At 61.7% G+C, this 25,192-nt stretch carries 22 protein-coding genes; 10 read left to right on the top strand and 12 right to left on the bottom strand.

Annotated features, from left to right (window positions below; genetic code table 11):
- Nucleotides 1-26: 26 nt before the first annotated feature.
- From gnd to ROG8370_RS00100, 4 genes are all read right to left on the bottom strand, one after another.
- The gene (gene gnd / locus ROG8370_RS00115; protein ID WP_085825062.1) at nt 27-1,427 is read right to left on the bottom strand and encodes an NADP-dependent phosphogluconate dehydrogenase; all 1,401 of its coding nucleotides are present in this window, start codon (nt 1,425-1,427) and stop codon (nt 27-29) included.
- A 119-nt stretch (nt 1,428-1,546) separates the two neighbouring features.
- Complete coding sequence (gene argF / locus ROG8370_RS00110) at nt 1,547-2,473, bottom strand: ornithine carbamoyltransferase (protein ID WP_085825061.1); 927 nt, start codon at nt 2,471-2,473, stop codon at nt 1,547-1,549.
- Nucleotides 2,474-2,552: 79 nt separating this feature from the next.
- Nucleotides 2,553-3,728: an aspartate aminotransferase family protein gene (locus ROG8370_RS00105; RefSeq protein ID WP_085825060.1), complete on the bottom strand. Its 1,176-nt coding sequence runs from the start codon at nt 3,726-3,728 to the stop codon at nt 2,553-2,555.
- A 231-nt stretch (nt 3,729-3,959) separates the two neighbouring features.
- Nucleotides 3,960-5,213 carry an MFS transporter gene (locus ROG8370_RS00100; RefSeq protein WP_085825256.1) on the bottom strand — a complete coding sequence of 418 codons (1,254 nt, stop codon included), beginning with the start codon at nt 5,211-5,213 and terminating at the stop codon, nt 3,960-3,962.
- 167 nt (nt 5,214-5,380) lie between these two features.
- On the opposite strand from ROG8370_RS00100, the gene ROG8370_RS00095 reads away from it, so the two are divergent.
- The 4 genes from ROG8370_RS00095 to ROG8370_RS00080 all read left to right on the top strand — a co-directional run bounded on the left by ROG8370_RS00095 (nt 5,381) and on the right by ROG8370_RS00080 (nt 8,540).
- Nucleotides 5,381-6,280 (top strand): DMT family transporter, encoded by a 900-nt coding sequence (locus ROG8370_RS00095; protein ID WP_085825059.1) that lies wholly within the window; start codon nt 5,381-5,383, stop codon nt 6,278-6,280.
- Between the two features lie 56 nt (nt 6,281-6,336).
- A complete protein-coding gene (locus ROG8370_RS00090; RefSeq protein ID WP_085825058.1) occupies nt 6,337-6,729 on the top strand; it encodes a hypothetical protein in 393 nt (130 codons plus the stop codon).
- Entirely contained in the window at nt 6,726-7,673 is a 948-nt protein-coding gene (locus ROG8370_RS00085) for a sterol desaturase family protein (protein WP_085825057.1), read from the top strand. The genes ROG8370_RS00090 and ROG8370_RS00085 overlap by 4 nt, the downstream gene beginning before the upstream one ends.
- Nucleotides 7,674-7,964: 291 nt before the next feature.
- Complete coding sequence (locus tag ROG8370_RS00080) at nt 7,965-8,540, top strand: TetR/AcrR family transcriptional regulator (protein WP_085825056.1); 576 nt, start codon at nt 7,965-7,967, stop codon at nt 8,538-8,540.
- A gap of 17 nt (nt 8,541-8,557) precedes the next feature.
- Here ROG8370_RS00080 and ROG8370_RS00075 read toward each other — a convergent pair whose 3' ends face one another.
- The 3 genes from ROG8370_RS00075 to cysS form a co-directional block, all read right to left on the bottom strand.
- Nucleotides 8,558-9,298: a squalene/phytoene synthase family protein gene (locus tag ROG8370_RS00075; RefSeq protein WP_085825255.1), complete on the bottom strand. Its 741-nt coding sequence runs from the start codon at nt 9,296-9,298 to the stop codon at nt 8,558-8,560.
- 22 nt (nt 9,299-9,320) lie between these two features.
- Complete coding sequence (gene cimA / locus ROG8370_RS00070; RefSeq protein WP_085825055.1) at nt 9,321-10,931, bottom strand: citramalate synthase; 1,611 nt, start codon at nt 10,929-10,931, stop codon at nt 9,321-9,323.
- 118 nt (nt 10,932-11,049) lie between these two features.
- The gene (cysS, locus tag ROG8370_RS00065) at nt 11,050-12,459 is read right to left on the bottom strand and encodes a cysteine--tRNA ligase (protein WP_085825054.1); all 1,410 of its coding nucleotides are present in this window, start codon (nt 12,457-12,459) and stop codon (nt 11,050-11,052) included.
- A gap of 394 nt (nt 12,460-12,853) precedes the next feature.
- On the opposite strand from cysS, the gene ROG8370_RS00055 reads away from it, so the two are divergent.
- The gene (locus tag ROG8370_RS00055) at nt 12,854-14,404 is read left to right on the top strand and encodes a trimethylamine methyltransferase family protein (protein WP_085825052.1); all 1,551 of its coding nucleotides are present in this window, start codon (nt 12,854-12,856) and stop codon (nt 14,402-14,404) included.
- A 119-nt stretch (nt 14,405-14,523) separates the two neighbouring features.
- Here the strand turns inward: ROG8370_RS00055 and ROG8370_RS00050 are convergent, their stop codons facing one another.
- Nucleotides 14,524-14,883 carry a cupin domain-containing protein gene (locus tag ROG8370_RS00050; RefSeq protein ID WP_085825051.1) on the bottom strand — a complete coding sequence of 120 codons (360 nt, stop codon included), beginning with the start codon at nt 14,881-14,883 and terminating at the stop codon, nt 14,524-14,526.
- A 141-nt stretch (nt 14,884-15,024) separates the two neighbouring features.
- Between ROG8370_RS00050 and ROG8370_RS00045 the strand changes: the two genes are divergently transcribed.
- From ROG8370_RS00045 to ROG8370_RS00035, 3 genes are read left to right on the top strand one after another with little or no spacing between them, the layout of a single operon-like run.
- A complete protein-coding gene (locus ROG8370_RS00045; protein ID WP_085825254.1) occupies nt 15,025-16,581 on the top strand; it encodes a trimethylamine methyltransferase family protein in 1,557 nt (518 codons plus the stop codon).
- A 15-nt stretch (nt 16,582-16,596) separates the two neighbouring features.
- Nucleotides 16,597-17,328 carry an SDR family NAD(P)-dependent oxidoreductase gene (locus ROG8370_RS00040; protein ID WP_085825050.1) on the top strand — a complete coding sequence of 244 codons (732 nt, stop codon included), beginning with the start codon at nt 16,597-16,599 and terminating at the stop codon, nt 17,326-17,328.
- A complete protein-coding gene (locus ROG8370_RS00035; RefSeq protein WP_085825049.1) occupies nt 17,325-18,059 on the top strand; it encodes an SDR family NAD(P)-dependent oxidoreductase in 735 nt (244 codons plus the stop codon). The genes ROG8370_RS00040 and ROG8370_RS00035 overlap by 4 nt, the downstream gene beginning before the upstream one ends.
- A 6-nt stretch (nt 18,060-18,065) precedes the next feature.
- On the opposite strand, the gene ROG8370_RS00030 is transcribed toward ROG8370_RS00035, so the two are convergent.
- Genes ROG8370_RS00030 through ROG8370_RS00015 form a run of 4 tightly spaced genes read right to left on the bottom strand, consistent with a single transcriptional unit; the run spans nt 18,066 to nt 22,533 of the window.
- Nucleotides 18,066-19,406, bottom strand: a complete 1,341-nt coding sequence (locus tag ROG8370_RS00030; RefSeq protein WP_085825048.1) for an NAD(P)/FAD-dependent oxidoreductase — start codon at nt 19,404-19,406, stop codon at nt 18,066-18,068.
- Nucleotides 19,403-20,899 (bottom strand): aldehyde dehydrogenase, encoded by a 1,497-nt coding sequence (locus ROG8370_RS00025; protein ID WP_085825047.1) that lies wholly within the window; start codon nt 20,897-20,899, stop codon nt 19,403-19,405. The genes ROG8370_RS00030 and ROG8370_RS00025 overlap by 4 nt, the downstream gene beginning before the upstream one ends.
- 3 nt (nt 20,900-20,902) lie before the next feature.
- Nucleotides 20,903-21,820, bottom strand: a complete 918-nt coding sequence (locus ROG8370_RS00020) for a dihydrodipicolinate synthase family protein (RefSeq protein ID WP_085825046.1) — start codon at nt 21,818-21,820, stop codon at nt 20,903-20,905.
- A gap of 8 nt (nt 21,821-21,828) precedes the next feature.
- Nucleotides 21,829-22,533: a GntR family transcriptional regulator gene (locus ROG8370_RS00015; RefSeq protein WP_085825045.1), complete on the bottom strand. Its 705-nt coding sequence runs from the start codon at nt 22,531-22,533 to the stop codon at nt 21,829-21,831.
- A gap of 147 nt (nt 22,534-22,680) precedes the next feature.
- On the opposite strand from ROG8370_RS00015, the gene ROG8370_RS00010 reads away from it, so the two are divergent.
- Nucleotides 22,681-23,631: a GlxA family transcriptional regulator gene (locus tag ROG8370_RS00010; RefSeq protein WP_085825253.1), complete on the top strand. Its 951-nt coding sequence runs from the start codon at nt 22,681-22,683 to the stop codon at nt 23,629-23,631.
- 291 nt (nt 23,632-23,922) lie between these two features.
- Nucleotides 23,923-25,071 (top strand): tyrosine-type recombinase/integrase, encoded by a 1,149-nt coding sequence (locus ROG8370_RS00005; protein WP_085825044.1) that lies wholly within the window; start codon nt 23,923-23,925, stop codon nt 25,069-25,071.
- Nucleotides 25,072-25,192 lie beyond the last annotated feature (121 nt).

The following is a 25,192-nucleotide window of genomic DNA, read 5'->3' as shown; positions in this document are numbered from 1 at the left end:
TCATCGTTCCCTAAATACTCATGCGCCTAATCCCACCACGGGCCGTGATGCTTGCCCTCCTGGCCAAGCCTCTCAAAGCCGTGATATCCAAAGACATCGCGCTGCGCCTGAATGATATTGGCGCTGCCGTGGCCCAGGCGCATGCTGTCATACCACGCCAACCCCGCCGAAAGTGCGGGCACCGCATGCCCGCCGTGCACCGCGCTGCACACCACTTGGCGCAGGGCCGGAAGGGTGCGCGCAAGGGTCTGGGCGAACTCTGGTGCAAGGATCAACTGGCCATGCGGCGGATCAGCGCCAAAGGCGCCTGCGATATCATCCAGTAACGCCGAGCGTATGATACAACCCGCCCGCCAGATCCGGGCGATTTCGGCAAAATCGAGAGCCCAGTCATATTCCTCGGATGCCGCCGCCAGAATACGAAATCCCTGCGCGTAACACAGGATACGCGCGGCCATGAAAGCCTCGGCAAGCACATCGGGCGTGCCATCAAACGCGCCCAAGGAACCGCCCAGGATACTCTCAGCCGTTTGCCGGGTATCCTTTTCCGAAGACCAGCCGCGCGCGCCCACTGCGGCCTCGATCATGCTGGCCGATTGCCCCATCCGCAGCGCCTCGATGACGGTCCAGCGCCCGGTGCCCTTTTGCCCGGCGGCATCCTTGATCACATCGACCATCGGGTGCCCGGTCTCAGGGTCAGTGTAGCCAAGCAACCTGCCGGTGATTTCCACCAGATAGGATTTCAACGGCCCCCTGTCCCAGGCGGTGAAGAGCGCACCGATCTCATTGGGGGGCATCGCGGCGCCATTGCGCAACAGGCTGTAAATCTCGGCGATCACCTGCATATCGGCGTATTCAATGCCGTTGTGGACGGTTTTTACAAAATGCCCCGCCCCATCAGGCCCCAGATGCGCCACGCAGGGCACGCCCTCGTAGTGCGCGGCAATCTCCCGCAGGATCGGGCCCAACTGTTGCCAGCTATGATCGGATCCCCCCATCATCATCGACGGGCCGGTCCGCGCGCCAAGTTCGCCCCCCGAGACCCCGAGACCAACAAAATGCAGATCCCGCGCGCCAAGCTCGGCGGCGCGTCGGCGGGTATCGTGGAAATTTGCATTCCCGCCGTCAATCACCGTGTCACCCGGCGATAGGAGCGGGGTTATTGCCTTGATCATTGCATCCATCGGCGCCCCGGAGGGGATCATGAACAGGATGACACGCGGGGTCTTGAGCCCGCACACGAAGCTTTCAAGCCTGTCATGCGGGTGCAGGCGCTCCGCCAAATCCCCCGCCTCAGCCAAAAAGGCCGCAATCCAATCGGATTCGCGGTTGGTGACCGCCACGTCAAACCCGTGCTCGGCCATGTTCAGCGCCAGGGCGCTGCCCATCGTCCCAAGACCGTAAACCCCGATCTGTGCTTGTGACATGCCTCACCCCTGCCGCGCTAACCTTAGAGCTTTACGCTACGCCTTGGTGCCAGAATTGCAAGCGCGGCCAGTCCCCAGAATTTTCGGCGAAAATTCTGGGTCCCGATGGGGGCAGCGTCTCAGACGCCAAGACACCAGCGCATAACCGCCTTTTGAGCGTGAAGACGGTTCTCGGCCTCGTCAAAGACCACGGAATGCGGGCCGTCCATCACCGCCGATGTCACCTCTTCCTCTCGGTGCGCAGGAAGGCAGTGCATGAAAAGAGCATCGGGCTTGGCGACTTCCATCAGCTTGTCGTTCACCTGATAGGAGCGCAGCATGTTGTGACGACGTTCCTTGGTGGATTGGCTGTCATGCATGCTCACCCAGGTATCGGTCACCACAAGATCAGCGCCCTCGGCCGCCTTGTGGGGGTCACGCTCGATGGTGATGGTGCTGCCAGCCTTGCGCGCGAGGCCGATGAATTCGCCCTCGGGGTCAAGCTGCATCGGGCCGGTGAAGGTCAGGTCAAAGCCGAACTGACCCGCCGCATGCAAAAGCGACGCGCAGACATTGTTGCCGTCTCCTGACCAGACCACCTTCTTGCCCTTGATCGGGCCACGGTGTTCCTCAAATGTGAGAATATCGGCCATGATCTGACAGGGGTGGGTGCGGTCCGTGAGGCCGTTGATCACCGGCACATCGGCATATTCGGCCATTTCCAGAAGAACGCTTTCGTCAAAGGTGCGGATCATGATCAGATCCACGTAGCGCGACAGAACGCGCGCCGTGTCGGCGATGGTTTCGCCGTGGCCAAGTTGCATATCGGCCCCCGAAAGCACCATTGTCTGGCCGCCCATCTGGCGCACGCCCACGTCAAAGCTGACCCTTGTGCGGGTCGAGGGCTTTTCAAAGATCAGCGCGACCATGCGCCCGGCGAGCGGTTGATCATCGTCGGGCATGCCGCGCGGACGCCCGGCGCGTGCGACCTTCATATCGCGGGCCTGATCGATGATGGCGCGCAAGTGGTCGGCAGGGGTTTTGTGGATATCGAGGAAATGCTGCATGGTGGTATCGCTTTTTGTCAGGTGAGGCATGTGGGGGCCAGCCCCCACACCCCCGGAGTATTTCGGGAACGGTGAAAGATCAGGCGACCTCAACCGCGCGTGCGGCCTGCTCAAGGCGGCTCATCGCCTCGGCGATGTCGTCGTCGGTGAGGGTGAGAGGCGGCAAAAGGCGCACCACGTTGTCGGCGGCGGGCACGGTGACGACAAGCGCGCCGTAGCCAGCATTGACCACGTCAATATTGGACGCCTTGCACTTCAGGCCAAGCATCAGGCCAGTGCCGCGCACCGCCTCGAACACCGCCGGATGGGCGGCAACGAGGCCTTCCAGCTTTTGGCGCATCAAGCCCGCCTTGCGGTTCACCTCGGCCAGGAACGCGGGGTCGGTCACGATATCCATCACCGCGCAGCCCACGGCGCATCCAAGGGGATTGCCGCCATAGGTCGAGCCATGGGTGCCTGCCGTCATGCCAGAGGCCGCAGCCTCGGTCGCCAGAACCGCCCCGAGGGGAAAGCCGCCGCCGATGCCCTTGGCGACCATCATGATATCGGGGGCTACTCCCGCCCATTCATGCGCGAACAGCCGCCCGGTGCGCCCGACGCCGCATTGCACCTCGTCGAGGATCAGCAGGATGCCTTTTTCGTCACAGAGCGCCCGCAGCCCCTTGAGGCATTGATCGGGCAGCGGGCGAATGCCGCCTTCGCCCTGCACCGGTTCGATCAGGATCGCGGCGGTTTTGTCGTCAATCGCCGCATCAAGCGCATTATGATCGCCCCAGCCGAGATGTTTGAAACCGGGCAAAAGCGGGCCAAAGCCCTTGGTCATCTTTTCAGAGCCGGCCGCCGCAATGCCCGCCGAAGAACGGCCATGAAACGAGCCCTCGAAGGTGATGATATCGGTGCGCTCGGGTTGGCCCGCGTCATAGAAGTGCTTGCGCGCCATCTTGATCGCCAGCTCGCAGGATTCAGTGCCGGAATTGGTAAAGAACACCGTATCGGCAAAGGTATTCGCCACTAGTTTATCGGCCAGTTCCTGTTGCTTGGGGATATGGTAAAGGTTCGAGGTGTGCCAGAGCGCACCGGCCTGCTCGGTCAGGGCCGCGACAAGATCGGGATGCGCATGACCCAAGGCATTGACCGCGATCCCGGCCCCGAGATCAAGAAAACGTCGCCCGTCGGCCTCGATAAGCCAGCTGCCTTCGCCTTTGACAAAGGTCAGAGGCGCACGGTTATAGGTGGGCAGAACGGACGGGATCATGTCAGCTTTCCTTGTACAAGAAGCCCTTTGAGTGCCGCAACACCGGGGCCAAGTCAATGATTTGAGAGTTTCTGGGAGTGTTCGGTAAGGTCAGGCACAGCAAGAGTGCCAAGGGATCAAACGTGCGGGACGCTCAGGCGCAAGAGCGTCGGCGTCGGGTCGGGCTATATGTGGCGCTTTTGATCATGGACACGCGCTTAGCGGGTTTCTGGGGCTGTGCAAAGCAAAATCTTAGTGCGCGAGGCCCGAGATGTGCCCCTGCTCGCCGGTCGCCGGCTCGATCGTCAGCCGTGCGCGCCCCAGACGCGGATGCAGATTGCGCGCCAGCCCCCAGGCCCCCAAAAGCGCCAGCCCGCCCGCCGCGAAAATCCCCGGCATCGGCACGACCAGGAGCACCAGCCAGGATATCCCCGGCGTGAGAATGCCCGAAACATCGCGGTAACTGGCATAGATCGCCGACATCTCAGTGCGCTCCGAGGGTTTGACCGCAAGCAGAAACGGCAAGCCGCCCGAGACATCGAGCAGGATCAAAAAGAACGAGGCCGAGGCAAGCGCACAGACCGTCACCCAAGGCATGCCCGAGAGGGCCGCCCCGAGGAAGAACAGCCCCCCCGCCAGAAGGAACCCGGCGCGCACCGCATGGCGAATGGTGCGGCGCTGCATCCAGGCCAGCATGAAGGGCGTCAGGAACAGCATCCCGTTGGAAATCGACAGCATCATCCCGCCCATGTGTTCGCCAAGGCCGCGCTCAACCGCAAAGATCGGCAGATAGACAATGTAGATCCACCAGCCGCTTGACCGGATTACCGCGAACAGCCATCCGGCAACAAGGCGACGTTGTGCAAAGAAGCGTGGCAGGAAGGCCAGCGGATTGGGCGGCGGGCGTCGGCTTTTGGTGATCAGCCGCCCGTTGCCAAGACGCATGTAGAGAAACACGCCAAGCATCACCCCCGAGGCCAGGGCGGCAATCAAAAACGGCAAGGGCCGCCACCAGCCCAACAGGACGACGCCCAGAAACGGCCCGATGGTCCACCCAAGCGCGCTATAAAACATCCGCGAGGTTTCGCAGCGCCCGAGATCGGCCTTGACGATGTAATCAAGCACATAGGCGTTGAAACAGACAAAGGTCGTCACCGTCGCCGCAGTGATCAGCGCAAGCGCCCCGATCATCGCCGCGCCACTGCCGATGATTGCCAAAAGCGCCCCGCTGGCAAACATCAGCGTGCCGGTCACATAAATCCAGCGCCGCGCGATATAGCGGCCGATGAAAGGCACCATCAGGCCGACGCCAAGCGACAACAGACCGACCAGAAAGTAGACCTCTGACACAAGTGCCGCGTCCTGCAGGGCGTTGTACATCTCAAGCGGAAAGACCGAAATCAGGATGCCGCGCGCCACCGCCTCGGCCCCTGCCAGCACAGCAAAGCCGCGCACCGAGGGCGCGGGCGCATGGCGGAGCCATTCGGGGATACGGCGTTGATGCATGAGCAGTCTTTCAGGGGTCTTGCCTTTTGGCTTTGCACAAATCTGGTGGCGATGTTTTGCCCGCACCGACATGGGGTCGTTTTTGACCTGTCGCAGCATGCAAAGGTGATGGACCAGCCCCGGTTTTCGCCCTTGCAAGGGCGCGCAGGGCGGGCCAAAGACTGTCAATGTTTACTCCGCGCGCTCAAAATCCGGCCTTCGCCGCCCTGCTGACGCTTTTGGCGGCGGCGCTTGCGGCCGGCACAACGCTTTTGGCCAAGGCGCTTGGCACCGGCGCGCTTGGGGCTCCGATGCATGCGCTTCAGATCAGTCATGGGCGGTTTTTATTCGCACTTCTGGCGATATCCGCGGTCACGGCCATAATGCGCCCCCGCTGGACACGGCCCGATCTGGGATTGCATGCCAAACGCTCGGGCCTTGGCTGGGGCGGGGTGACGCTCATGTTTGCCGCTGCCGCCTTTATCCCGCTCTCGGATGCCACCGCGATAAGCTTTCTCAACCCGGTCTTTGGCATGATGCTGGCAATCCCGCTTTTGGGTGAGCGGGTCGGCCCGACCCGTTGGAAAGCAGCTGCAATCGCGCTTTTGGGGGTCGTTATCCTGACCCGGCCCGGCACCGGCGCCATCGAGGTCGGCGTCCTTCTGGCGCTTGGATCGGCGGTTTGCCTTGGTGGCGAGCTCATCTTCATCAAACGCCTGTCGGGGCGCGAGGGGCCCTATCAGATCTTGCTGATCAACAACGCCATCGGGCTTGGCATCGCGACGCTTGCGGTGATCTGGGTCTGGAGCGCGCCAAGCGCGCCGCAATGGGCCGCCCTTGCGGGGATCGGCGTGCTGATGGCCCTCGCGCAGACCTGTTTCGTCAATGCCATGGCACGCGCCGATGCAAGCTTTGTGGCGCCTTTTTTCTATACCGCCCTGGTTTTTGCGGGTCTCTATGACGGTTTGATCTTTGGTGTCTGGCCTGATGCGATATCGGTCATCGGGGCGATTGTGATCCTATCCGGGGCCGGCCTTTTGGCCTGGCGTGAGGGCCGGTTGCGGCCAGTGACGCAACGCGACCTTTGACAAATCGCGCCCGGATTTGTCTACTTTCACCTGGGAAGAGATGGGAAGAGTGGCTTATGCCCCTGAGTGTTCTGCTGCCATTGGTTGTCTGCGGCATCATCGGTATTGCCGTGATCCTGCATCTGCTTGGCCTGTCGCGGCCCGCACGCCTTGAGGGCTCGGCACGGGCCTCGGCCGTCTGGCTGCGCGAGTTTCCTGACGCGCCGCCCACCCGCGTGATCCTGAGCCATGATGGCCAAGCCGCGCTGATCGAGACCGAGGCCGGGTCGGGCGTGGTCTGGGCCATGGGCGCCGATACCACCGCGCGCTATCTCGGCGGGGCGCGCATCCGGCGCACGGCCAAGGGCCTGCGCATCGACCTGCCCGATTTCACCGCGCCGCATATCCGCCTGCGGCTTGACCCGGACGAGGCCGCGCAATGGCCCTCCCACATGAAGGACAGCGCATGAGCGATATGATCACTTTCCCCGATGTGGTGAATTGGGCGGTGCCGTTTTTCGTCGCCGCCATTCTGGCAGAGCTTCTCTGGATCGTGATCAAGGGACGCGGCGGGCGCTATGAGACGCGCGATGCGCTGACCTCGCTTTTGATGGGGGCGGGCAATGTCGCCAGCGGGATCGTGCTTGGCTTTGTCGCCTATGGGTTTTTCATGGTGCTCTGGGCGATCACGCCGCTTGATCTTGGCACCTCGGCGTGGGTGATTGCGCTTTGTTTCGTGCTGGATGATCTGCGCTATTACTGGGTGCATCGCTTTGGTCACCGCATTCGTTGGGTCTGGGCCAGCCATGTGAACCACCACTCAAGCCAGCACTACAACCTCACCACCGCATTGCGCCAGACATGGACCGGCACATTCACCTTCATGATGGTGATGCGCGCGCCGCTTATCCTGTTGGGGTTTCATCCGGGGATGGTGTTGTTCGTCGGCGGTCTCAACCTGATCTATCAGTTCTGGATTCACACCGAAGCGATCACCCGCCTGCCCCGCTGGTTCGAGGCGGTGATGAACACGCCAAGCCATCACCGGGTGCACCATGGCCGCAACCCGCGTTATCTGGATTGCAATTATGCCGGGGTGTTCATCGTCTGGGACAAGCTATTCGGTACCTTCGTGCCCGAGCTGGACAGCGAAAAGGTCGATTACGGCCTTGTCCATAACCTTGGCACCTTCAACCCGCTCCGCGTGGCCTTTCACGAATGGGTCGGTATTTTCCGCGATGTCACGCAACCCGGCCTGACATGGCGCGAGCGGCTCAACTATTGCGTGATGCCCCCTGGCTGGAGTCATGATGGAAGCAAGGGCACTTCATTTGACATAAAAGCGCGCTATATCTCTGATCATCCCGAATCGGCAGGCAGTCCCGGACTCCGCCCTAACATGAAACGAAAGTAAGTCTTCTCCCTAAGATTGCCCCCCCCCTATCACATGGCGTGCACAGATATGTTATTTGACCAATCGTTCTAAATGAACCAATATGAAAAGGCGCATATTATGCTGCCACTCACGAAAGACCATCACGCGTTCGCCGGTTCCAAGCACCGGCGCGCCACGAACACCCGGCGCCTTGTGGAAGGGCCCATTACTCACCCTTTTGCAGGGTGCCGGGGAAGTTCACCCGCAACCACCGCGCGCCTGCGGCCCGCGTATCGGTTGCCTGACTTCATCATGATACGGACGCCCTGAATGCCCTGGGAAAAAACATATCAGGATGCCGACGTTCTTGATGCGGCCATGCGCGCCTTTTGGGAGCATGGCTATCAGGGCACCTCGATGGCCGATCTGGTCAAGGCGACCGGCCTTAATCGAGGCAGCCTTTATGCCGGGTTCAAGGACAAACGCAGCCTTTATATCAGCACGCTTGAGCATTACGATACCGTCTATCGTGTCGCCTTTCTCAACCAGCTGCGCGACATGAACGATCCAAAGGCCGCGATCCTTGCCGCCTTTAGCGCAATTGAGACCGGCAATGAAGACCTGCCGGGCGGCTGCCTTATGGTCAACTCGACGCTTGAGGTTGCCCCCCACGACCCCGAGATCGCCGCTCTGGTCGAGGCCAGCATTGGGCAGGTCGAATGCTTCTTCCGAGAGTGCCTGCAGCGGGCCGATAAACAGGGCGGGCTTGCCCCCGGTCTGCGACCAGACGATACCGCCAAGGTGTTGCTGGGGATGATGGTCGGCCTATTGGTCATCACCCGCACCAGCCCACAAAGCCCGGCGGTGGCACCGATCCTGCAACAGGTGCGCGAAATTCTCGCCTGATTGCCGGCTTGAAGTGCCTACCAAAGCCCGCTGCTTGCCCGCAGCATCAACGTCAGGCGGCTGCGCGCCGGCGCGATATCAAGCGCGCCCTCTGCCACTGCATTTGGCGCACGTTCTGCGAGGGCCAGAACCGGGCCGGCCTGCCACAGCGGCAAAAGCGCAGGGCGCGCCGCCCGTGACACCTTATGGCGCGCGCGCCTTGCCCGGTTGAGCCGCGCCAAGCCGCCCGATGCAAGCGCACGCAGCGCCTCGGGGCGCCCATCGACCAGCGGAATGCGCCCCGCCGCCTCAAGCGCGGGGATTGCGCGCAACCAATTGGCCAGCCCAAGCGCATAGCCCGCATCCGCCAAGACCCCCTCGTCCGCAGACCCAAGGGCGAGCGCAGTGACCGCAAGCAGGCTGCCGGATGTGTCGTTGATATAACGCTCGAACGCCGCGGGGTCCGCGAAGGGCTCGCGGTAGATATCCCAGCGTCGTGCCTCGATCAGGGCCTCCAGCCGCGCCGCGCAAGCGCCGTCCAGCACATGGGCCAGCGGCGTGACCACCTCGTGTCGGCGCACTAGGCCACCCTCGCGGATTTCGCCCAAGGCGTCGCGCCACCATTGCAGGCGCATCTCGGCGATCATCGGCTCTTGCGTGACCCAGGGCGCACGCGCCACCTCAAGGTTAAAGGCATAGATCGGGAACAGCACGTGGCGCGCCGCCACTGGCGCCGCCATCGCCGCCAGAAACCGGTCAGGATCGCCGCGCCGAAGCATATCAGCGCAGGCATTCAGGTCATCACTCAGCACGCAGAAGTTTCCAGTTTATCGCATCAAGCAGCGCCTCGAAGGAGGCATCCACTATGTTCGGGCTCACCCCAAGCGTTGACCAGCGCCGCCCCTCTGCGTCTTCGCTGTCGATGATGACCCGCGTCGCGGCCTCGGTGCCGCCCTGGGTGATGCGGACTTTGAAATCCACCAGCCGCATATCGGCGATCTGATCCTGATAGGGGCCGAGATCCTTGGCGAGCGCCTTGGCAAGCGCGTTGACCGGCCCGCGATCACAGCCCTCGGCATCCATCGATTCAGACACCGACAGCTTCTTCTCGCCATCGACCTTCACCACGACCACCGCTTCGGACAGGCTGACCATCTGGTCGTACTTGTTCTTGCGCCGCTCGATCGTCACCTTGTAGCGTTTGACCTCGAAGAAACTCGGCATCTGGCCCAATTCCTTGCGCGCCAAAATCTCGAAACTCGCCTGCGCGCTGTCATAGCTATAGCCCTGCTCCTCGCGCGCCTTGATGGTATCGAGCAGGCGCGCCAATGCCGGATCGCCGGGCGCGACCGTGATCCCGGCCTCGGCCAGACGACGGCGCAGGTTTGATTGCCCGGCCTGATTGGACATCGGAATGACGCGCGCGTTTCCCACGGTTTCGGGGTCGATATGCTCGTAGGTGCTCGGGTCCTTGAGGATCGCACTGGCATGCAGCCCCGCCTTGTGGGCAAAGGCCGAGGCCCCGACATAGGCCGCCTGCCGCATCGGCACGCGGTTGAGGATCTCGTCAAGCTGGCGGCTTATGGCGCTGAGCGAGCGCAGCGCATCGCGGCTTACCCCGATCTCATAGCGGCTTGCGTAGGGCTCTTTCAGCAAAAGCGTCGGGATCAGGGTGGTCAGGTTGGCATTGCCACAGCGCTCGCCCAAGCCGTTGAGCGTGCCCTGAATCTGGCGCGCGCCCGCATCGACCGCCGCAAGGCTGGCGGCAACCGCGCTCTCGGTATCGTTATGGGTGTGGATGCCAAGGCAATCGCCGGGAATACCGGCCGCAATCACTGCCGCCGTGATCTCGCCCACCTCGACCGGAAGGGTGCCGCCATTGGTATCGCAAAGCACGATCCAGCGCGTTCCGGCCTCAAGCGCGGCGCGCAGGCACTCAATCGCATAATCGGGATTGGCCTTGTAGCCGTCAAAGAAATGCTCGGCGTCAAACAGCGCCTCACGCCCCTGCGCCACGATATGCGCCAGCGAGCGGGCGATATTCTCGAGATTTTCGTCCAGCGGGATGCCAAGCGCGGTTTCGACGTGAAAATCATGGGTCTTGCCGACAAGACAGACCGCCCCGGTCCCCGCATTCATCACAGCTGCCAGCACCTCGTCATTCTCGGCCGAGCGCCCGCTGCGCTTGGTCATGCCAAAGGCGGTCATCGTGGCGCGGGTTTTCGGAGCGTTGTCAAAAAACGCGCTGTCGGTGGGGTTGGCGCCGGGCCAGCCACCCTCGATGTAATCAACGCCAAGCCGGTCAAGCGCCTCGGCAATGCGGCATTTCTCGGCGGTGGAAAAGCTGACGCCCTGCGTCTGCTGCCCATCACGCAGGGTGGTGTCGTAGAGGTAGAGACGTTCTTTCGTCATGACGCGCTTCCCTTTGCCCCAAAGCCCCTTCGCGCGGAATCAAGGCGCGCCATGCGCGCCGCCGCGCAGCGCCCGACCGCCCCCTGGGCGGCAGACAAGCGTGGTGGCAAAGAGTGCATCATTTCAATGCCTCCAATTTGGCGGGGTCGAAATTTGGGCCAGGAACAAGCTCAATGCCATCTTTACTCATACGCACTTCCACTCCGGCATCACTCAAGGCTGCTTTTAGCTTGTCGACCTCTGTAAAATCTTTGGTCTCCATGGAAGTCTTACGCGCAGTCGACAACCCATCCAGCCAATACGACAAGTCAGTAGTCGGAGCGGCAGCCCACGCTGGCGAGGTATCCCCCATCAAGCCAAGGAATTTTAAACTTGCGCGCAAAGACGGCACATCATCCGCGTGAGAAAGCTGGTGTATCTCTGAAATCGCCTGTGAAGTATTCAAATCATCTGCAATAGCGTTAACAACGCCAATATATGGAGGTGAATTATCTAGCGCTCTGTCAGCTTGCTTATACCACTTGCGTAGCGTCGCTTCAGCCTCTTCAGCTTTCTTAGCCGTCCAATCCATCGGCTTGCGATAATGCGTGCTTAGAAACACAAAGCGGATCACCTCGCCCGGTACGCCCTGCTCCAACAAATCATGCACCGTGAAGAAGTTGCCAAGCGATTTGGACATCTTCTTGCCCTCGACCTGAAGCATCTCGTTGTGCATCCAGACCTGCGCAAACCCGCCCTCGGGGTGGGCGCAACAACTCTGCGCGATCTCGTTTTCGTGGTGCGGGAACATCAGGTCGTTGCCGCCACCGTGAATGTCGAAACTCTCGCCCAGCAATTCATAGGCCATGGCCGAGCATTCGATATGCCAGCCCGGGCGGCCTCTGCCCCAAGGGCTGTCCCAACCGGGCTGATCCTCAGTTGAGGGTTTCCACAGCACGAAATCCATCGGGTTGCGCTTGTAGGGCGCCACTTCTACGCGTGCGCCCGCGATCATGTCATCAACCGTGCGCCCCGACAGCGCGCCATACTTGGTGTAGCTATCGACCGCGAACAACACATGGCCCTCGGCGGCATAGGCGTGACCCTTGGCGATCAGGTCTTCGATCATCGCCACCATCTGCGGGATGTACTGCGTGGCGCGGGGCATGAAATTCGGCTCCAGCGCGCCCAAGGCCCCCATGTCATCGAGAAACCATTGGGTGGTCTCGGCGGTGATCTCGCCAATCGAGCGACCGCTCTCCGCGGCGCGCGCGTTGATCTTGTCATCCACATCGGTGAAATTGCGCGCATAGGTGACGTGATCGGCCCCGTAGACATGGCGCAGCAAGCGGTAGAGCACGTCAAACACCACCACCGGGCGCGCATTGCCAAGATGGGCGCGGTCATAGACCGTCGGCCCACAGACATACATCCGCACCTTCTTTTGTACGGCTGGAATTTTATCATCAAGCCAGTCGAGGGGAACAAATGGTTCGGGTTCCTTTGACTTCGTTTTAGAATTTCTAAGCTTGATCGGATGTTTCGTCATAATGTCCTCGCGCGCAGGCCTTCGCGGCGGGCTTAGCAACTTCGTCACAACTTGGAAACAGAAGACCGGCCCGCCAGAGAAAACTCAGCGGATAATGCAGCAGATAATGCAGGGTGCGGTGCTCATGCCCCAAGACCTAGCTGCGCGCGCCACCCCGGTCAAGCGCGACGTGACTGGTCCAAAAACGACATTGGTCGGAATTGGAACAGACAGGGCGCGCAGAATCGGGTCGGCTGAAACGGTCCTGAGGAGAGACGCCATGCACGTACGCAGCAAGATCGCGCTTGTGATCCGCACCATCGGGGCGGAACGGGGCCGTGCGGCGCGGGGCCGACCGGGCGCACATTAAGCGCCCCTTTCTTTCCCCGACACCTGCATTAGGATTTCCAAGATCATGACAGAAACCAAAACGCGCCGCACAAGTGGTCGCGCTGGTGGCCGTGCCGCCCGCCGCGAGGCCCGCTCGAACCCGCTCGCCGACAATCTGCGCCCGGTGCGCCCCGGACTGGAGGGCGGCACCTATCGCCCGCTCTCGAACGCCGCGATGGACCGCATCCATCAGGCGGTGCTTGATGCGCTTGAACAGATCGGCCTTGCCGATGCGCCGCCAAGCGGGGTTGAATATCTCACCGGCGCAGGCGCGATCCTTGGGTCTGACGGGCGCATCCGCTTTCCGCGCGCCCTGATCGAGGACACGATTGCGCGGGCGCGCAAGGAGATCACGCTATTTGGTCGTGACCCCGCCAATGACATGCAGCTTCACGGCAACCGCGTGCATTACGGCACCGCCGGCGCCGCGGTGCATCTGATCGACATCGAGACCAAACATTACCGCGAGTGCACCATGCAGGATTTGCATGATGCCGCGCGCATCGCTGATCAGCTTGATAACATCCACTTCGTGCAGCGCCCGATGGTCTGCCGCGATATCACCGACAACCGCGAGATGGACCTCAACACCGTCTATGGCTGTTGCGCGGGCACCACCAAGCATGTCGGCACCTCGTTCACCGAGCCGGGGTATGTCGCCGATGCGCTTGAGATGCTGCACCTGATCGCGGGCGGCGAGGACAAATGGCGCGAGCGCCCGTTTGTCAGCAATTCCAACTGTTTCGTCGTTCCGCCGATGAAATTCGCCACCGAATCCTGTCTGGTGATGGAGGCCTGCATTGCCGGCGGCATGCCGGTTTTGTTGCTAAGCGCCGGTCAGGCCGGGGCCACCGCCCCTGCCCCGATTGCCGGCGCCATCGTTCAGGCCACCGCCGAGTGTTTGGCGGGTCTGGTCTATGTCAACGCCGTGAAACCGGGGCATCCGGCGATTTTCGGCACCTGGCCCTTCGTGAGCGATTTGCGCACCGGGGCGATGTCGGGGGGCTCTGGCGAGCAGGCGCTTTTGACCGCAGGCTGCGCGCAGATGCACAAGTATTACGGGCTCCCAGGCGGCGCAGCGGCCGGCATTGCCGACGCCAAGCTGCCCGATATGCAGGCCGGCTGGGAACAGGCAACCTCGAACGTGATGGCAGGCCTATCGGGCCTCAACATGGTTTACGAGGCCGCCGGCATGCATGCCTCTTTGCTTGGCTTCTGCCTTGAATCGCTGATCCTCGGCGATGACCTTATCGGTCAGGCGCTGCGCTGTACCCGCGGGATCGAGGTGGATGAGGATACCGTCAGCCTTGAGGTGATCCGCGCCACCTGCATCGGCGGACCGGGGCATTACCTTGGCGCCGAACAGACCCTGAGCCGGATGCAGACCGATTACATCTATCCCGCGCTTGCCGATCGCTCGTCGCCCAAGGAATGGGTGGAAATGGACAAGCCCGATCTGATCGCCAAGGCGCGCGCCAAGAAGGAAAAAATCCTGTCGGAACGCGCCCCGGCCCGGTTTGACCCGATCACCGATGCGGCCATTCGCAAGCGGTTCAATATCCACCTGCCAAGCTAAGCGCGCGATGCGGTGTTGGAGCATGTTGCTCAAAAGTGGGAACCGGTTTTGAGCTTCTCGAACATGCAAAATCAATACGTTAAAGGGTGTCGCGTGACTTCGAATGAACGCGACACCCTCTAACCCTCTGGCATCGCATCCGCCGCCACCCTGTCGCCTTGGGTGCCGGGCGCCGAGATCACCAGAAACTCAACGTCGCTCTCACTGTCGTTGCGGGCCTGATGCGGCGTATTCGGCGCGATTTCCATGCCGTCCTGCGCAGAGAGGTGAAAGACCGCGCCGTCGACCTCCATGCAGAGCACACCGCTCAGCACGTAAAAGAATTGCCGGGCGCGCGCATGAAAATGACGCTCCTCAGAGGTGCCGGGCGGCATCCTCTCTTGCGTGACCGATAGACCCGGCTGCGCCACCAGAGGCCAGCCGTCGCATGTCCCCTGCCACTGATAACGGGCCGCGCGGGATGTGTTGATGATGCTCATATCGCCCAGTCCTTTGGTCCTGCCCGCCGACAGCCCGCGATTGCGACACGCCGCAGGTCGGGTTTTTATCCGCGCATACCGCAAACCGTCAGATATCCGCCCGCAAGACAGGTCACGGTGATCGCGAAGGAGATTAGCATCATGACCCTTGAACTCAAGCGCCCCCGCGGGCGATCGGGTGGGCGCACGACCCGCCGCGCCCTGCGCAGCGTCCATGACATCACCATGCTGCCTGGTCTGAACCGCAGGCTGCCGCTTTGCGAGGTCATGACCGGCACGCAAATCGAACAGATCGACGCCGCCTCGATGGATATCCTTGAAACCGTCGGGGTACAGTTTCGCGACCCCATCGCGCTTGAAGACTGGAAACGCGCCGGTGCGCGGGTTGAGGGAGAGCTGGTCTTCCTTGATCGCGGCCTTGTGCGCGAGCTGATCGCGACCATCCCCTCGGATTTTACCTATCACGCCCGTGATCCGCAAAAGAACGTCCGCTTGGGCGGGCCGCATTCGATCTTTGTGCCGATGACCGGCGCGCCATATTTACGCGATCTTGACGACGTGCGCCGCAACCCGACGCTTGCGGATTTGGGCATGTTCCACAAGCTCTCGCATATGATGCCGGCGCTGCATTCCTCGGCGCATCATATCGTCGAGCCCTATGATCACCCGATAAGTCAGCGCCATCTGCGCATCACCTATTCGTCGATGAAACACTCAGACAAGACCTTCATGGGCATGACCACAAGCCCGAAGAACGCCGAGGATGTGCTTGATATGTGCGCCATTCTGTTTGGCGCCGAGTTCATGGAAACCCATCCCGTGACAACCGGCAACTGCAACGGCAACTCGCCGCTGGTCTGGGATGAAACCATGCTTGGCGCGATGCGCGCCTTTTGCCGCCGTAATCAGCCAGTGCTCTGCTCGCCCTTCGTGCTTGGTGGGGCCAATACGCCCGCCAGCGTGCCCGCAACGGTGGCGCAGCTTAACGCCGAGGCGCTCTCGGCGCTTGCCTATACGCAGGTGATCCGCAAGGGCTGTCCGGCGATCTATGGGCATTACCTTTCGACCGTCAGCATGAAATCCGGCGCGCCGATGGCGGGCACGCCCGAGATTTCGCTGATGAACTTCATGATCGGCCAGATGGCGCGGTTTTACGGCGTGCCATGGCGCACCTCGAACACGCTTGGCGGGGCCAAGACCTTTGATGCGCAAGCGGGGTATGAAAGCGCCACGACCCTCTCGGCGGTGATGCATGCGGGGGCCAATTACATCTGGCATTCAGCCGGCTGGAACGAGGCCGGGATGCATTGTTCGGTGGCCAAATTTGTCGTCGATGCCGAGCAATGCGCGATGGCCTATCGCATGGCCGAGGGCCCGAAATGGGGCGATTTCGACACCGCCCTTGCCGCCGTGCCCGATGTCGGCCCCGGCGGGCATTACCTTGGCCATCCGCACACGCAGGACAATTTCCAGACCGCGTTCTTCATGCCCGAGCTGCTTGACAACAGCGCCATCGGCCAATGGCAGGCCGAAGGCAGCACCGAGATCACCGAACGCGCGCTGACCTATGCCCGCAAGCTTTTGGAGGCCTATGAAGAACCCAGGCTCGATGCCGGGATCAACGACGCCCTGCTGGATTATATCGCCCGCCGCGAGCGTGAAATTCCGGCTGCCGATGCGCTGAACCAAGAGCACTAGGATGGGACACCCGTGATGGACTTCAAAGGCAAAAAGGCGCTTGTGACCGGGGCCGCGGGCGGCATCGGATCGGCGATTGCGCGCGCGTTAAAGGCCAAGGGCGCGCAGGTCGCCGTAGCGGATCGCGATGTCAGCGGGATTGACGCGGCGGCCCACCTGCCGGGCGATCTTTGCGATCCGACCTACGCCGACGCCCTGCCCGGCGCCGCAAAGGATGCGCTTGGCGGGCTTGACATCATCTTCAACAACGCCGGCGTGATCACCCGTGGCCCGGTCACCGAAACCACGGATGACGACTGGGCGCTGTCGCTTGGGGTGAATGTCGAGGCGCCGTTTCGGATTTGCCGCGCCGCGATCCCGATCATGGCCGCCGCCGGGGGCGGTGCCATCGTCAACACCGCCTCGTGTTGGGGTCTGAGGCCGGGGGGCAACCACGCGCTTTATTGCATGACCAAGGCCGCGATTGCCTCGCTCACCCAATGCATGGGGATGGATCACGCCCATCAGGGGATCAGGATCAACGCGATCTGCCCCAATGAGGTGAACACGCCGATGTTGCGCACGGGCTTTGCCAAGCGCGGGTTTGATCCCGATACGGCGATTGCCGAGCTGGGCAGGACCGTCCCGCTTGGCCGCATCGCCGAGGCCGAGGATATCGCCGATGTGGCGTTATTCCTCGCCTCTGACGCGGCGCGCTATATGTGCGGCGCCTTGGTGGAAATCAACGGTGGGAAACCGGTGCTATGACGCGCTTTGAAGGCAAGGTCGCCCTGATCACCGGCGGGCGCAGCGGCATCGGGCGCGCCATTGCGACCCGTCTGGCCAGCGAGGGCGCGCGGGTTTTCACCGCACAGCGCGGCCCCGAGCCGGAATTCGAGGGCATCACCGCCGATTTCACCGATCACGCCAGCCCCGCAAAGGTCGTCGCAGAGGTCACCGCACGCGCCGGGCGGCTTGACGTGCTGATCAACAATGCCGGGATGATGCAAGAGGCGCGCATCGAGGATATGAACCTTGAGGATTGGCAGAAAAACCTGACCGTCAACCTCACCGCGCCCTTCCTGATGATCAAAACGGCCCTGCCCCATCTGCGGGCCGTGCAAGGCACGATTGTCAATGTCGGCTCGATCGAGGGGCTTGGATCAAACCCCGGCCACGCCGCCTATTGCGCCTCAAAGGCGGGCCTGCACGCGCTCACCCGCGCGGTGGCCGTCGATCACGGCGGCGAGGGCATTCGCTGTAACGCGGTGGCGCCGGGGTGGATCGACACCGATCTTAACCTTGATTACATCGCCAGCCTTGGCGACCCTGCGGGCTTTGCCGCCAAGATCGGTACCATTCACCCCGTCGGGCGCAGCGGCAGGCCCGAAGAGGTCGCCGCGCTTGTCGCCTTTCTTGCCGCGCCCGAAAGCGGCTTTGTCACGGGTCAGGTCTATACCGTGGATGGCGGGCGCATGAGCAAGCTCAGCCTGCCCTGACCCCGGTCATTCGGCGCGCGCCTGCCATTCCTTGAACCGCAAGGCGGCATTGGCCCCAATCTGTTGAAAGGGCTGCGGCGGAAGCCGTTTGGGCCGCGCCTGTGCCGTCAAACTCGTCGTGATATCCGAGGTCTGAGCACAGGCCAGCTCTGCTGCGCCAATGCCGGTCAGGGTGCCGCGCGCGGTGCCAAGACCGTTCTGCACGCAGCCCGCATAAAGCCCCGCCTCGATCTCGCGCATCACCGACACGCTATTGAGGCTCAGACACAGATGCCCGGCCCAGCTATGCTCCATCCTGAGGCCCGCAAGCTGCGGGAACCGCGCGTCAAACTTGCGCCGCATCACTTGGGCCGCGCGGGCAACATCGCGCGGCGTCGGCGTCATGTCGGGGCGCAGCTTGGCACAGGTGCGGGTCACGATCCGGTTGCCACCCTGCCCGCCGTCAATCCGGCGCATGGTGGTGCCCATCGGATTTGACGGCGTGATGCCCCAACGCGGCGCGCCACCAAGCCGGGCAAGCGCCTCGGAGTCAAGCACTGGCGTCATGGTGGCAAAAAGGAACAGCTGCATCAGGCGGCCACGCTCAATCCCGAAACTCTCAAGATGGCCATTCACCGTCAGGATCACCCGCCCCGCGCTGATCCGGCCCTTGGGCGTGGTGATCTGCCAGCTCTCCCCCTGTTTCTCAAAGCCCGACACCGGGCTATCCTCGAAGATCGCCACCCCGTCGCGCAAAAGCCCCGCGCCAAGGCCGCGAATATAACCCGCCGGTTGCAGCATCACCGTGCCGGGCGTGTAAAGCCCCGAGAGGTAATGCGCGCTGCCCGTAAGCTCCTGCATGGCTTGCGCATCAAGCATCTCGCTCGCCTCATCAAGGCTGGCCAGATGGCGCGCATAGCTTTCGTTATGGGCATGGGCGGTGTGGCTCGCCGCGCCATTGACCTTGCCCATGGGATCAAAGAAATCCGGCGCGATGCCATAATCCTCGACCGCCGCGCGGGCAAAACCGATGGCCTTGCGGTTCAGCGCGATCAGCGCCCGGTCATCCCCCGCGCCGGCGTAATCCTGCGAATTCAACTCGTGCGGCAAATCAATCATGAAGCCCGAGTTTCGCCCCGCCGCCCCCGTCGCCAGGCGCCCGGCCTCAAGCACCGCGATGCGCGCGCCCGGCGCAATTTGGGTCAGACGCCGCGCCGCCGACAGCCCGGCAAACCCGCCGCCGATGATCGCGAAATCGGCGGTTTCATCGCCCTCAAGGCGCGTCAGCGGCCCTTGCGCGGGTAAAATCGCGTTCCAGGCGGCTGGCCCCTGATGGGCGGGAAGGCGGCGGGCGGTGTATTGGCTCAACTCACCGCCTCATCCGCGTCATCGGCAAGGTCGATCCAGATGGTTTTAAGCTGGGTATACTGATCATGAGCATGCACGCCATTGTCGCGCCCGCCAAAGCCGGATTGCTTGTAGCCCCCAAAGGGTGTCGCGCTATCGCCCTCGCCAAAGCTATTGACAGTGACGGTGCCCGCCCGAAGGGCGCGCGCGCCGCGAATGGCGCGCTTGGCATTGGCGGTAAAGAGCGAGGCGCAGAGCCCGTAAACCGTATCATTGGCCACCGCGACCGCCTCGTCGAACGAGGCGACCTCGATCACGCTCAACACCGGGCCGAAAATCTCTTCGCGCGCCAGCTGGTGGGTGTTGTTGGCAACCTCAACCACCGTCGGGCTAACGAATCCGCCCTCGGCTGTACCGCCGAACAGAATATTTTCGGCCTTGTCGAGATAGCCGCAAACCTTGTCGTAATGCGCCTTTGACACAAGCGCGCCGACGCGGGTTTCAGGATCAAGCGGGTCGCCGACATTCCAGGCCCGCGCATGCGCCTCGATCCGCGCCAAAAGGTCCGCCTTGACGTCGCGATGCACGATCAGCCGCGAGGTGGCGGAACAATTTTCGCCCATGTTCCAGAAGGCGCCGTTGACCACATGCTGGGCCACGCGATCAAGGTTCTCGGCGTCTTCCATCACGATGGCCGGGTTCTTGCCGCCCATTTCAAGCACCACCTCCTTGGCGTTGCTTTCGCCCGAATAGCCAAGAAACCGCTTGCCGGTCGTGGTCGAGCCGGTGAAGGACACCATGTCGATATCCATATGCCGCCCGATCGGTTCGCCGACCTCTGCGCCGCCACCGGGCAACACGTTAAGCACACCGCGCGGCAGGCCCGCCTCGCTTGCCAGTTCCGCCAGCCGCAGCGCGGTGAGCGAGGTTTCCATCGCCGGTTTCACCACCACCGAACAGCCCGCCGCAAGCGCCGGGCCGATCTTCCACGCGAGCATCAAAAGCGGGAAGTTCCACGGCAGAACAAGGCCCACCACGCCAATCGGTTCACGCAGCACCATGGCGATATGATCGTCCGACGCAGGCGCGACCTGATCATAGATCTTGTCTGTCAGCTCGGCGTGCCACTTGATGCAATTGATCGCCTCGGGGATATCCACGGTTTCGCAATCAAAGATCGTCTTGCCGCTATCAAGGTTTTCCATCACCGCCAATTCGCGCGCGTTGCGCGTCATCAACTTGCACAGCCGGATCAGCACATCCTTGCGCGCGCCGGGATGGATCCGCGACCAGCGCCCGTCATCAAACGCCTCGCGCGCCTTTGTCACGGCAAGGTCAACGTCGGCCGCGCCGCAGGCCGCAATCTCGGCGAGCGGCGTGCCGGTGGCGGGGTTCACGCTTGTAAAGGTTTCGCCCGAAATCGCCGGGCGATAACCGCCGTCGATAAAGGCCCCGGTCGCAAAATCCAGGTTCGCGGCGATGCTCTTGTATTCGTCCTGTGTCAGCAATTCCATCGCTTAGCCCTCCGCCATGATACTGGCAATTGTGGATTTCAACACGCGCGTGACCTGTTCCAGGGCGCGTTTATCGTCTTTGTTCAGACCTTTGAGGGGCGCGCGCATGACGCCTGCGTCAATCCCGGTCATGGTGACGCCGTGCTTGATCGTCTGGATGAACTTGCCGCCCTGTTCCAGCACCCGCATCAGCGGCAGGAGCGCCGACATGATCCGCCGCCCCTTGGCAAAGTCGCCTTTGAGCACGCAGGCCTGATAGAGCGCGACATGTTCGGCGGGCAGGAAATTCGAGCCGCCACAGACCCAGAACGGCGCGCCCCAGGCGAAAAACTCAAGCGCCTGATCGTCCATGCCACAGCCCATCTGGATATGCGGATAATCGCGCGCCAGAAGATGCACGCGGTTGATATCGCCCGAGCTTTCCTTGATGCCGCAGAAATTGCGCGACCGCCCGACCCGATCCAGAAACTCTTCGCCCATCATCGTGCCGGTGCGATGCGGATAATTATAGAGCATCACCGGAAGGTTCGCCGCCTTGTCGATGGCAAGAGCATTCAGCGCGTTTTCGCGGTCGGTCGGCACCGAATAGGGCGGGCTTGCCAGCAGGATCGCATCGGCGCCAATCTCTCGGGCGGCCCCGGCCAAAGCGATCGAATCCGACGTCAGCATGGCGCCCGTGCCCACCACAAGCGGCACCCGGCCCTTGACCTGATCATAGGTAAAACGTGCAAGATCAACACGTTCGGCGACGGTCTGTGCGTAATTCTCGCCGGTCGAGCCGCCGGTGATGATACCATTCACGCCGCTGGCGATCAGGAATTCGATGGTCTCGGCGAGCGCGTCGAGATTGGGGCGGAAATCCTCGAAATAGGGTGTGATGACGGGGGTATAGATGCCCTCGAACTTGAAAATTGGGGTCATTGCGGGCCTCATGCAGGGCTGGAGCGCGAAAAAGAACCCATCGGCACATCAAGCGCCGTGGGCATAACGAAAAGTTCGATCTGATGGCGTGACAGGTTCCAGTGATCCTCGGCAAGCGTCGCCGCCCTGCCCTCGTCGCCGGTTTCGATGGCGGCGATGATCGCATCGTGCTGGGCAGAGGCCTCGGAGAGATTCGCGGCCATTTCATTGGTCTGGGGCTGATAGAACGTCATGCCGATGCGGGCGTGATCAATCAGCAGCCGCTGGAACGACGGCAAGAGATAGGTATTGCCCGCCATTTCGCCGGTAATCTCGTGAAACCGGTTATTGGCAAGCGCCCGCTCAGCCGGCCCCTTGTCGCGCAGCGCGCCGCGAAACGCTTCTTGCGCGCCTTTCAGGGCCTCAATCTGCGCCGGGGTGGCGTTGCGTGCCGCAAGCCTTAGGATCGCGCCGTAAATCATTGGTGCCGCGAGAAAAAAGTCGCGCAAGGTCGTATGCGAAAGCTCGGACACCCGCGGTCCGCGATTGTCGCGCAAGTCAAGATAGCCAAGCCCGTCGAGGTCGCGGAACACCTCGCGCACCGGCGTGCGCGACAACCCGAATTCAGCGCAGAGCGCCACCTCGTCAAGATCATGCCCCGGACGCAATACCGTGGTCAGAATGGCCTGCTTGAGATGGTCCAGAAGTGCGGTCTTGCGGTCCTTGGCAGCCATGGTTCCCGTGCCCTTGTTTTTGCTATCGGTTGGGTCATCCGTATTGTATACATTATGTATACGCAATAAATTTTTATTGTGTACGCTTGGAAACCCTACCATATGATACGAGAGCGCCCCGAAACGGACCATGCAACGGATCATGCCATGCCCCCGGCCGAACACTTTGCCTTTCTGCTGATCGAGGAGTTCACCCACCTGGCCTTTGCCAATGCGGTCGAGCCTCTGCGAATCGCCAATCTGGTCAGCGGCGAGCCACTCTATCGCTGGTCGTTCATCGCGGCGGGAGGCGCCGAAGTCACGGCGTCAAACGGGGTCACGATCCGGGTTCATCAGGGGCTTGAGTCGATCCCCTCCTATGACCGGCTTTTCGTGCTTGCCGGCACCAATGCCCGCCAGCACATCACCCGCGCGCATCTTGCCGCGCTGCGCCACGCCAGAACCCGGGGCACGGCGCTTGGGGCGCTGTGTTCGGGCACCTATGCGCTTGCCCTTGCCGGGCTTTTGAATGGCCAACGGGCCGCCATCCACTGGGAATTTCACGACGGCTTTGCCGAGGAATTCCCCGAGATCGAGCTGGTGCGCAGCGTCTTTGTCGATGACGCGCCGATCGTCACCGCCTCGGGGGGCTCGGCCACCGCCGATCTCATGCTCAACCTGATTGCCGCGCGCCACGGCGAGGATCTTGCGATCAGCGTCGCCGACCAGATGGTCTATAACGCCGTGCGCGAAGGCAGCGCCGCACAGCGCGTCTCGCTTCAGTCCCGCACCGGCCTGCGCAGCCCAAGGCTTGCCCATGCGATCCAGATCATGCGCGCCTCGGTCGAACAGCCGATGTCGATAAGCCTGATCGCCAAAGAGGTCGGCGTCTCGACCCGTCAGCTTGAGCGGATATTCGGCAAACACCTCAACACCTCGCCCAAGAAATACATGCTTGATCTGCGCCTTGAGCGGGCGCGCCATCTTTTGCTCCAGACCGAAATGTCGGTGATCGACGTGGCCATGGCCACCGGATTTGAAAGCCCAAGCCATTTCGCGCGGGTCTATCGCACTGCCTTTGGCGTGCCCCCCAACCGCCAACGCAACCGCATGACCTGAGACCAGGCCAAGCGCCGGATGCAAGGCACCCGCGCAGGCATGTTTCGATATCTTTTGGGGGAAGGCAACCAAGGTTGCCGCGTGCCACTCACCCAATGAACGTCATCCATCTCAGGGTGAAAGTGGCGGAGCCGAAGTCCGCCATTGGTTACTTGCTCTTAGATGCGATTATCGTCAGGAGGCCTTATTTTCATGAGTATTATCAGAACTTAATGAAAAAGATTGTTGCACATGGTTGCTATAAAATGCATTCAATAGGATGATTTTTGGTGGCAAGGATGGTGGCAATAAATGCCGAAGCGCGCAAAAGAACTTAAAGCGCTGCAGGTCAGGAACCTAACCAAGCCTGGACGACACGCGGTTGGCGGCGCGTCCGGGCTATGCTTGAACATCACTGACACTGGAGCAAAATCATGGATACTGCGGACCACCGTCGGTATCAAGCGACGCCACATCGGCTTGGGGTCATATCCAGAAGTCTCGCTCGCGGAGGCGCGTGAAAAAGCGCAAGAAATGAGACGAAAAATTAGCACAGGAATTGATCCTGTCGAAGAGCGCCAAAGTCAGCGCTCTGCTCTCGTCACCGAGGGCAAAAAGGAAACGACTTTTGAGGAAGCCTTCAACCGTTATTTTGAAGAGAAGCTTCAGGGCGAACTCAACAACGTAAAACATTTAAAACAGTGGCGCTCAACGCTCACCACATATGCATTCCCGCTTATCGGGGAAAAGGCCGTCGATTTCATTACGATGGACGATGTTCTGTCCGTTCTCCGCCCAATCTGGGAAACGAAGAATGAGACAGCCTCCCGCGTGCGGCAGCGCATCGAGACTATCCTCGATTGGTCGAAGGTAATGGGATTTCGGGAAGGAGAGAACCCCGCGCGATGGAAGGGTAATCTGGAGCAGATTCTACCCTCCTCGAACAAAGTGAAGAAAGTGCTCGGACATCCGGCAGTTGCACTGGACGAGATGTCAACGTGGTTCAGCCTGCTTCAGGCGCGTGACGGCATTGCAGCACTTGCCCTTCAGTTCCTGACGCTCACAGGGGCGCGCTCAGGCGAGATCCGCGGTGCGCTCTGGAATGAGATGGACTTGAAGCAGGGGATATGGACGATCCCGGCGGAGCGTATGAAAGCCCAAAAAGAACATCGCGTGCCACTCTCATCTGCAGCGGCTCATCTTGTCGCACACGCGCCGAGGCTGATGGGATGCCCATACGTATTCCCATCCCCAAAAAACGGGCAGATGTCAGACATGACAATCTCTGCGGTGATGCGTCGTATCCAAGCTGCCGAAGAGAAAGCGGGTCGCGTCGGGTTCCTCGATCCGCGCTCACGTCGCCCAGCGGTGCCGCATGGACTGCGTTCGAGCTTTCGTGACTGGGCCGCAGAGCGCACAAGTTATCCCCGCGACATTGCCGAAATGGCGCTTGCATGTTGATTGTCACTGAGAACTGACCCGGGATTGTCACCGAGACTTGACCCACCCAGTTGTTATGTTCTTTGCGTCATGATGGCGTCAATGCTGCTGTCTCCTTTCGTTTCTTTTTCGCTGTCTCGGA

This window comes from Roseovarius gaetbuli (assembly GCF_900172365.1).
Lineage (GTDB): Bacteria > Pseudomonadota > Alphaproteobacteria > Rhodobacterales > Rhodobacteraceae > Roseovarius > Roseovarius gaetbuli.
This window is presented reverse-complemented; position numbering and strand designations above follow the sequence as displayed.

Excerpts from the sequence above, each read along its gene's own strand:
- ROG8370_RS00045 (WP_085825254.1), top strand. The coding sequence starts at position 15,025 with ATGACCCTTGAACTCAAGCGCCCCCGCGGGCGATCGGGTGGGCGCACG.
- ROG8370_RS00005 (WP_085825044.1), top strand. The coding sequence starts at position 23,923 with ATGCCGAAGCGCGCAAAAGAACTTAAAGCGCTGCAGGTCAGGAACCTA.
- cysS (WP_085825054.1), bottom strand. The coding sequence starts at position 12,459 with ATGACGAAACATCCGATCAAGCTTAGAAATTCTAAAACGAAGTCAAAG.
- ROG8370_RS00105 (WP_085825060.1), bottom strand. The coding sequence starts at position 3,728 with ATGATCCCGTCCGTTCTGCCCACCTATAACCGTGCGCCTCTGACCTTT.
- ROG8370_RS00085 (WP_085825057.1), top strand. The coding sequence starts at position 6,726 with ATGAGCGATATGATCACTTTCCCCGATGTGGTGAATTGGGCGGTGCCG.
- cimA (WP_085825055.1), bottom strand. The coding sequence starts at position 10,931 with ATGACGAAAGAACGTCTCTACCTCTACGACACCACCCTGCGTGATGGG.
- ROG8370_RS00050 (WP_085825051.1), bottom strand. The coding sequence starts at position 14,883 with ATGAGCATCATCAACACATCCCGCGCGGCCCGTTATCAGTGGCAGGGG.
- ROG8370_RS00010 (WP_085825253.1), top strand. The coding sequence starts at position 22,681 with ATGCCCCCGGCCGAACACTTTGCCTTTCTGCTGATCGAGGAGTTCACC.
- ROG8370_RS00040 (WP_085825050.1), top strand. The coding sequence starts at position 16,597 with ATGGACTTCAAAGGCAAAAAGGCGCTTGTGACCGGGGCCGCGGGCGGC.
- ROG8370_RS00035 (WP_085825049.1), top strand. The coding sequence starts at position 17,325 with ATGACGCGCTTTGAAGGCAAGGTCGCCCTGATCACCGGCGGGCGCAGC.
- ROG8370_RS00095 (WP_085825059.1), top strand. The coding sequence starts at position 5,381 with ATGTTTACTCCGCGCGCTCAAAATCCGGCCTTCGCCGCCCTGCTGACG.
- ROG8370_RS00100 (WP_085825256.1), bottom strand. The coding sequence starts at position 5,213 with ATGCATCAACGCCGTATCCCCGAATGGCTCCGCCATGCGCCCGCGCCC.
- argF (WP_085825061.1), bottom strand. The coding sequence starts at position 2,473 with ATGCAGCATTTCCTCGATATCCACAAAACCCCTGCCGACCACTTGCGC.
- ROG8370_RS00075 (WP_085825255.1), bottom strand. The coding sequence starts at position 9,298 with ATGCTTCGGCGCGGCGATCCTGACCGGTTTCTGGCGGCGATGGCGGCG.
- ROG8370_RS00025 (WP_085825047.1), bottom strand. The coding sequence starts at position 20,899 with ATGGAATTGCTGACACAGGACGAATACAAGAGCATCGCCGCGAACCTG.
- gnd (WP_085825062.1), bottom strand. The coding sequence starts at position 1,427 with ATGTCACAAGCACAGATCGGGGTTTACGGTCTTGGGACGATGGGCAGC.
- ROG8370_RS00080 (WP_085825056.1), top strand. The coding sequence starts at position 7,965 with ATGCCCTGGGAAAAAACATATCAGGATGCCGACGTTCTTGATGCGGCC.
- ROG8370_RS00015 (WP_085825045.1), bottom strand. The coding sequence starts at position 22,533 with ATGGCTGCCAAGGACCGCAAGACCGCACTTCTGGACCATCTCAAGCAG.
- ROG8370_RS00090 (WP_085825058.1), top strand. The coding sequence starts at position 6,337 with ATGCCCCTGAGTGTTCTGCTGCCATTGGTTGTCTGCGGCATCATCGGT.
- ROG8370_RS00020 (WP_085825046.1), bottom strand. The coding sequence starts at position 21,820 with ATGACCCCAATTTTCAAGTTCGAGGGCATCTATACCCCCGTCATCACA.
- ROG8370_RS00055 (WP_085825052.1), top strand. The coding sequence starts at position 12,854 with ATGACAGAAACCAAAACGCGCCGCACAAGTGGTCGCGCTGGTGGCCGT.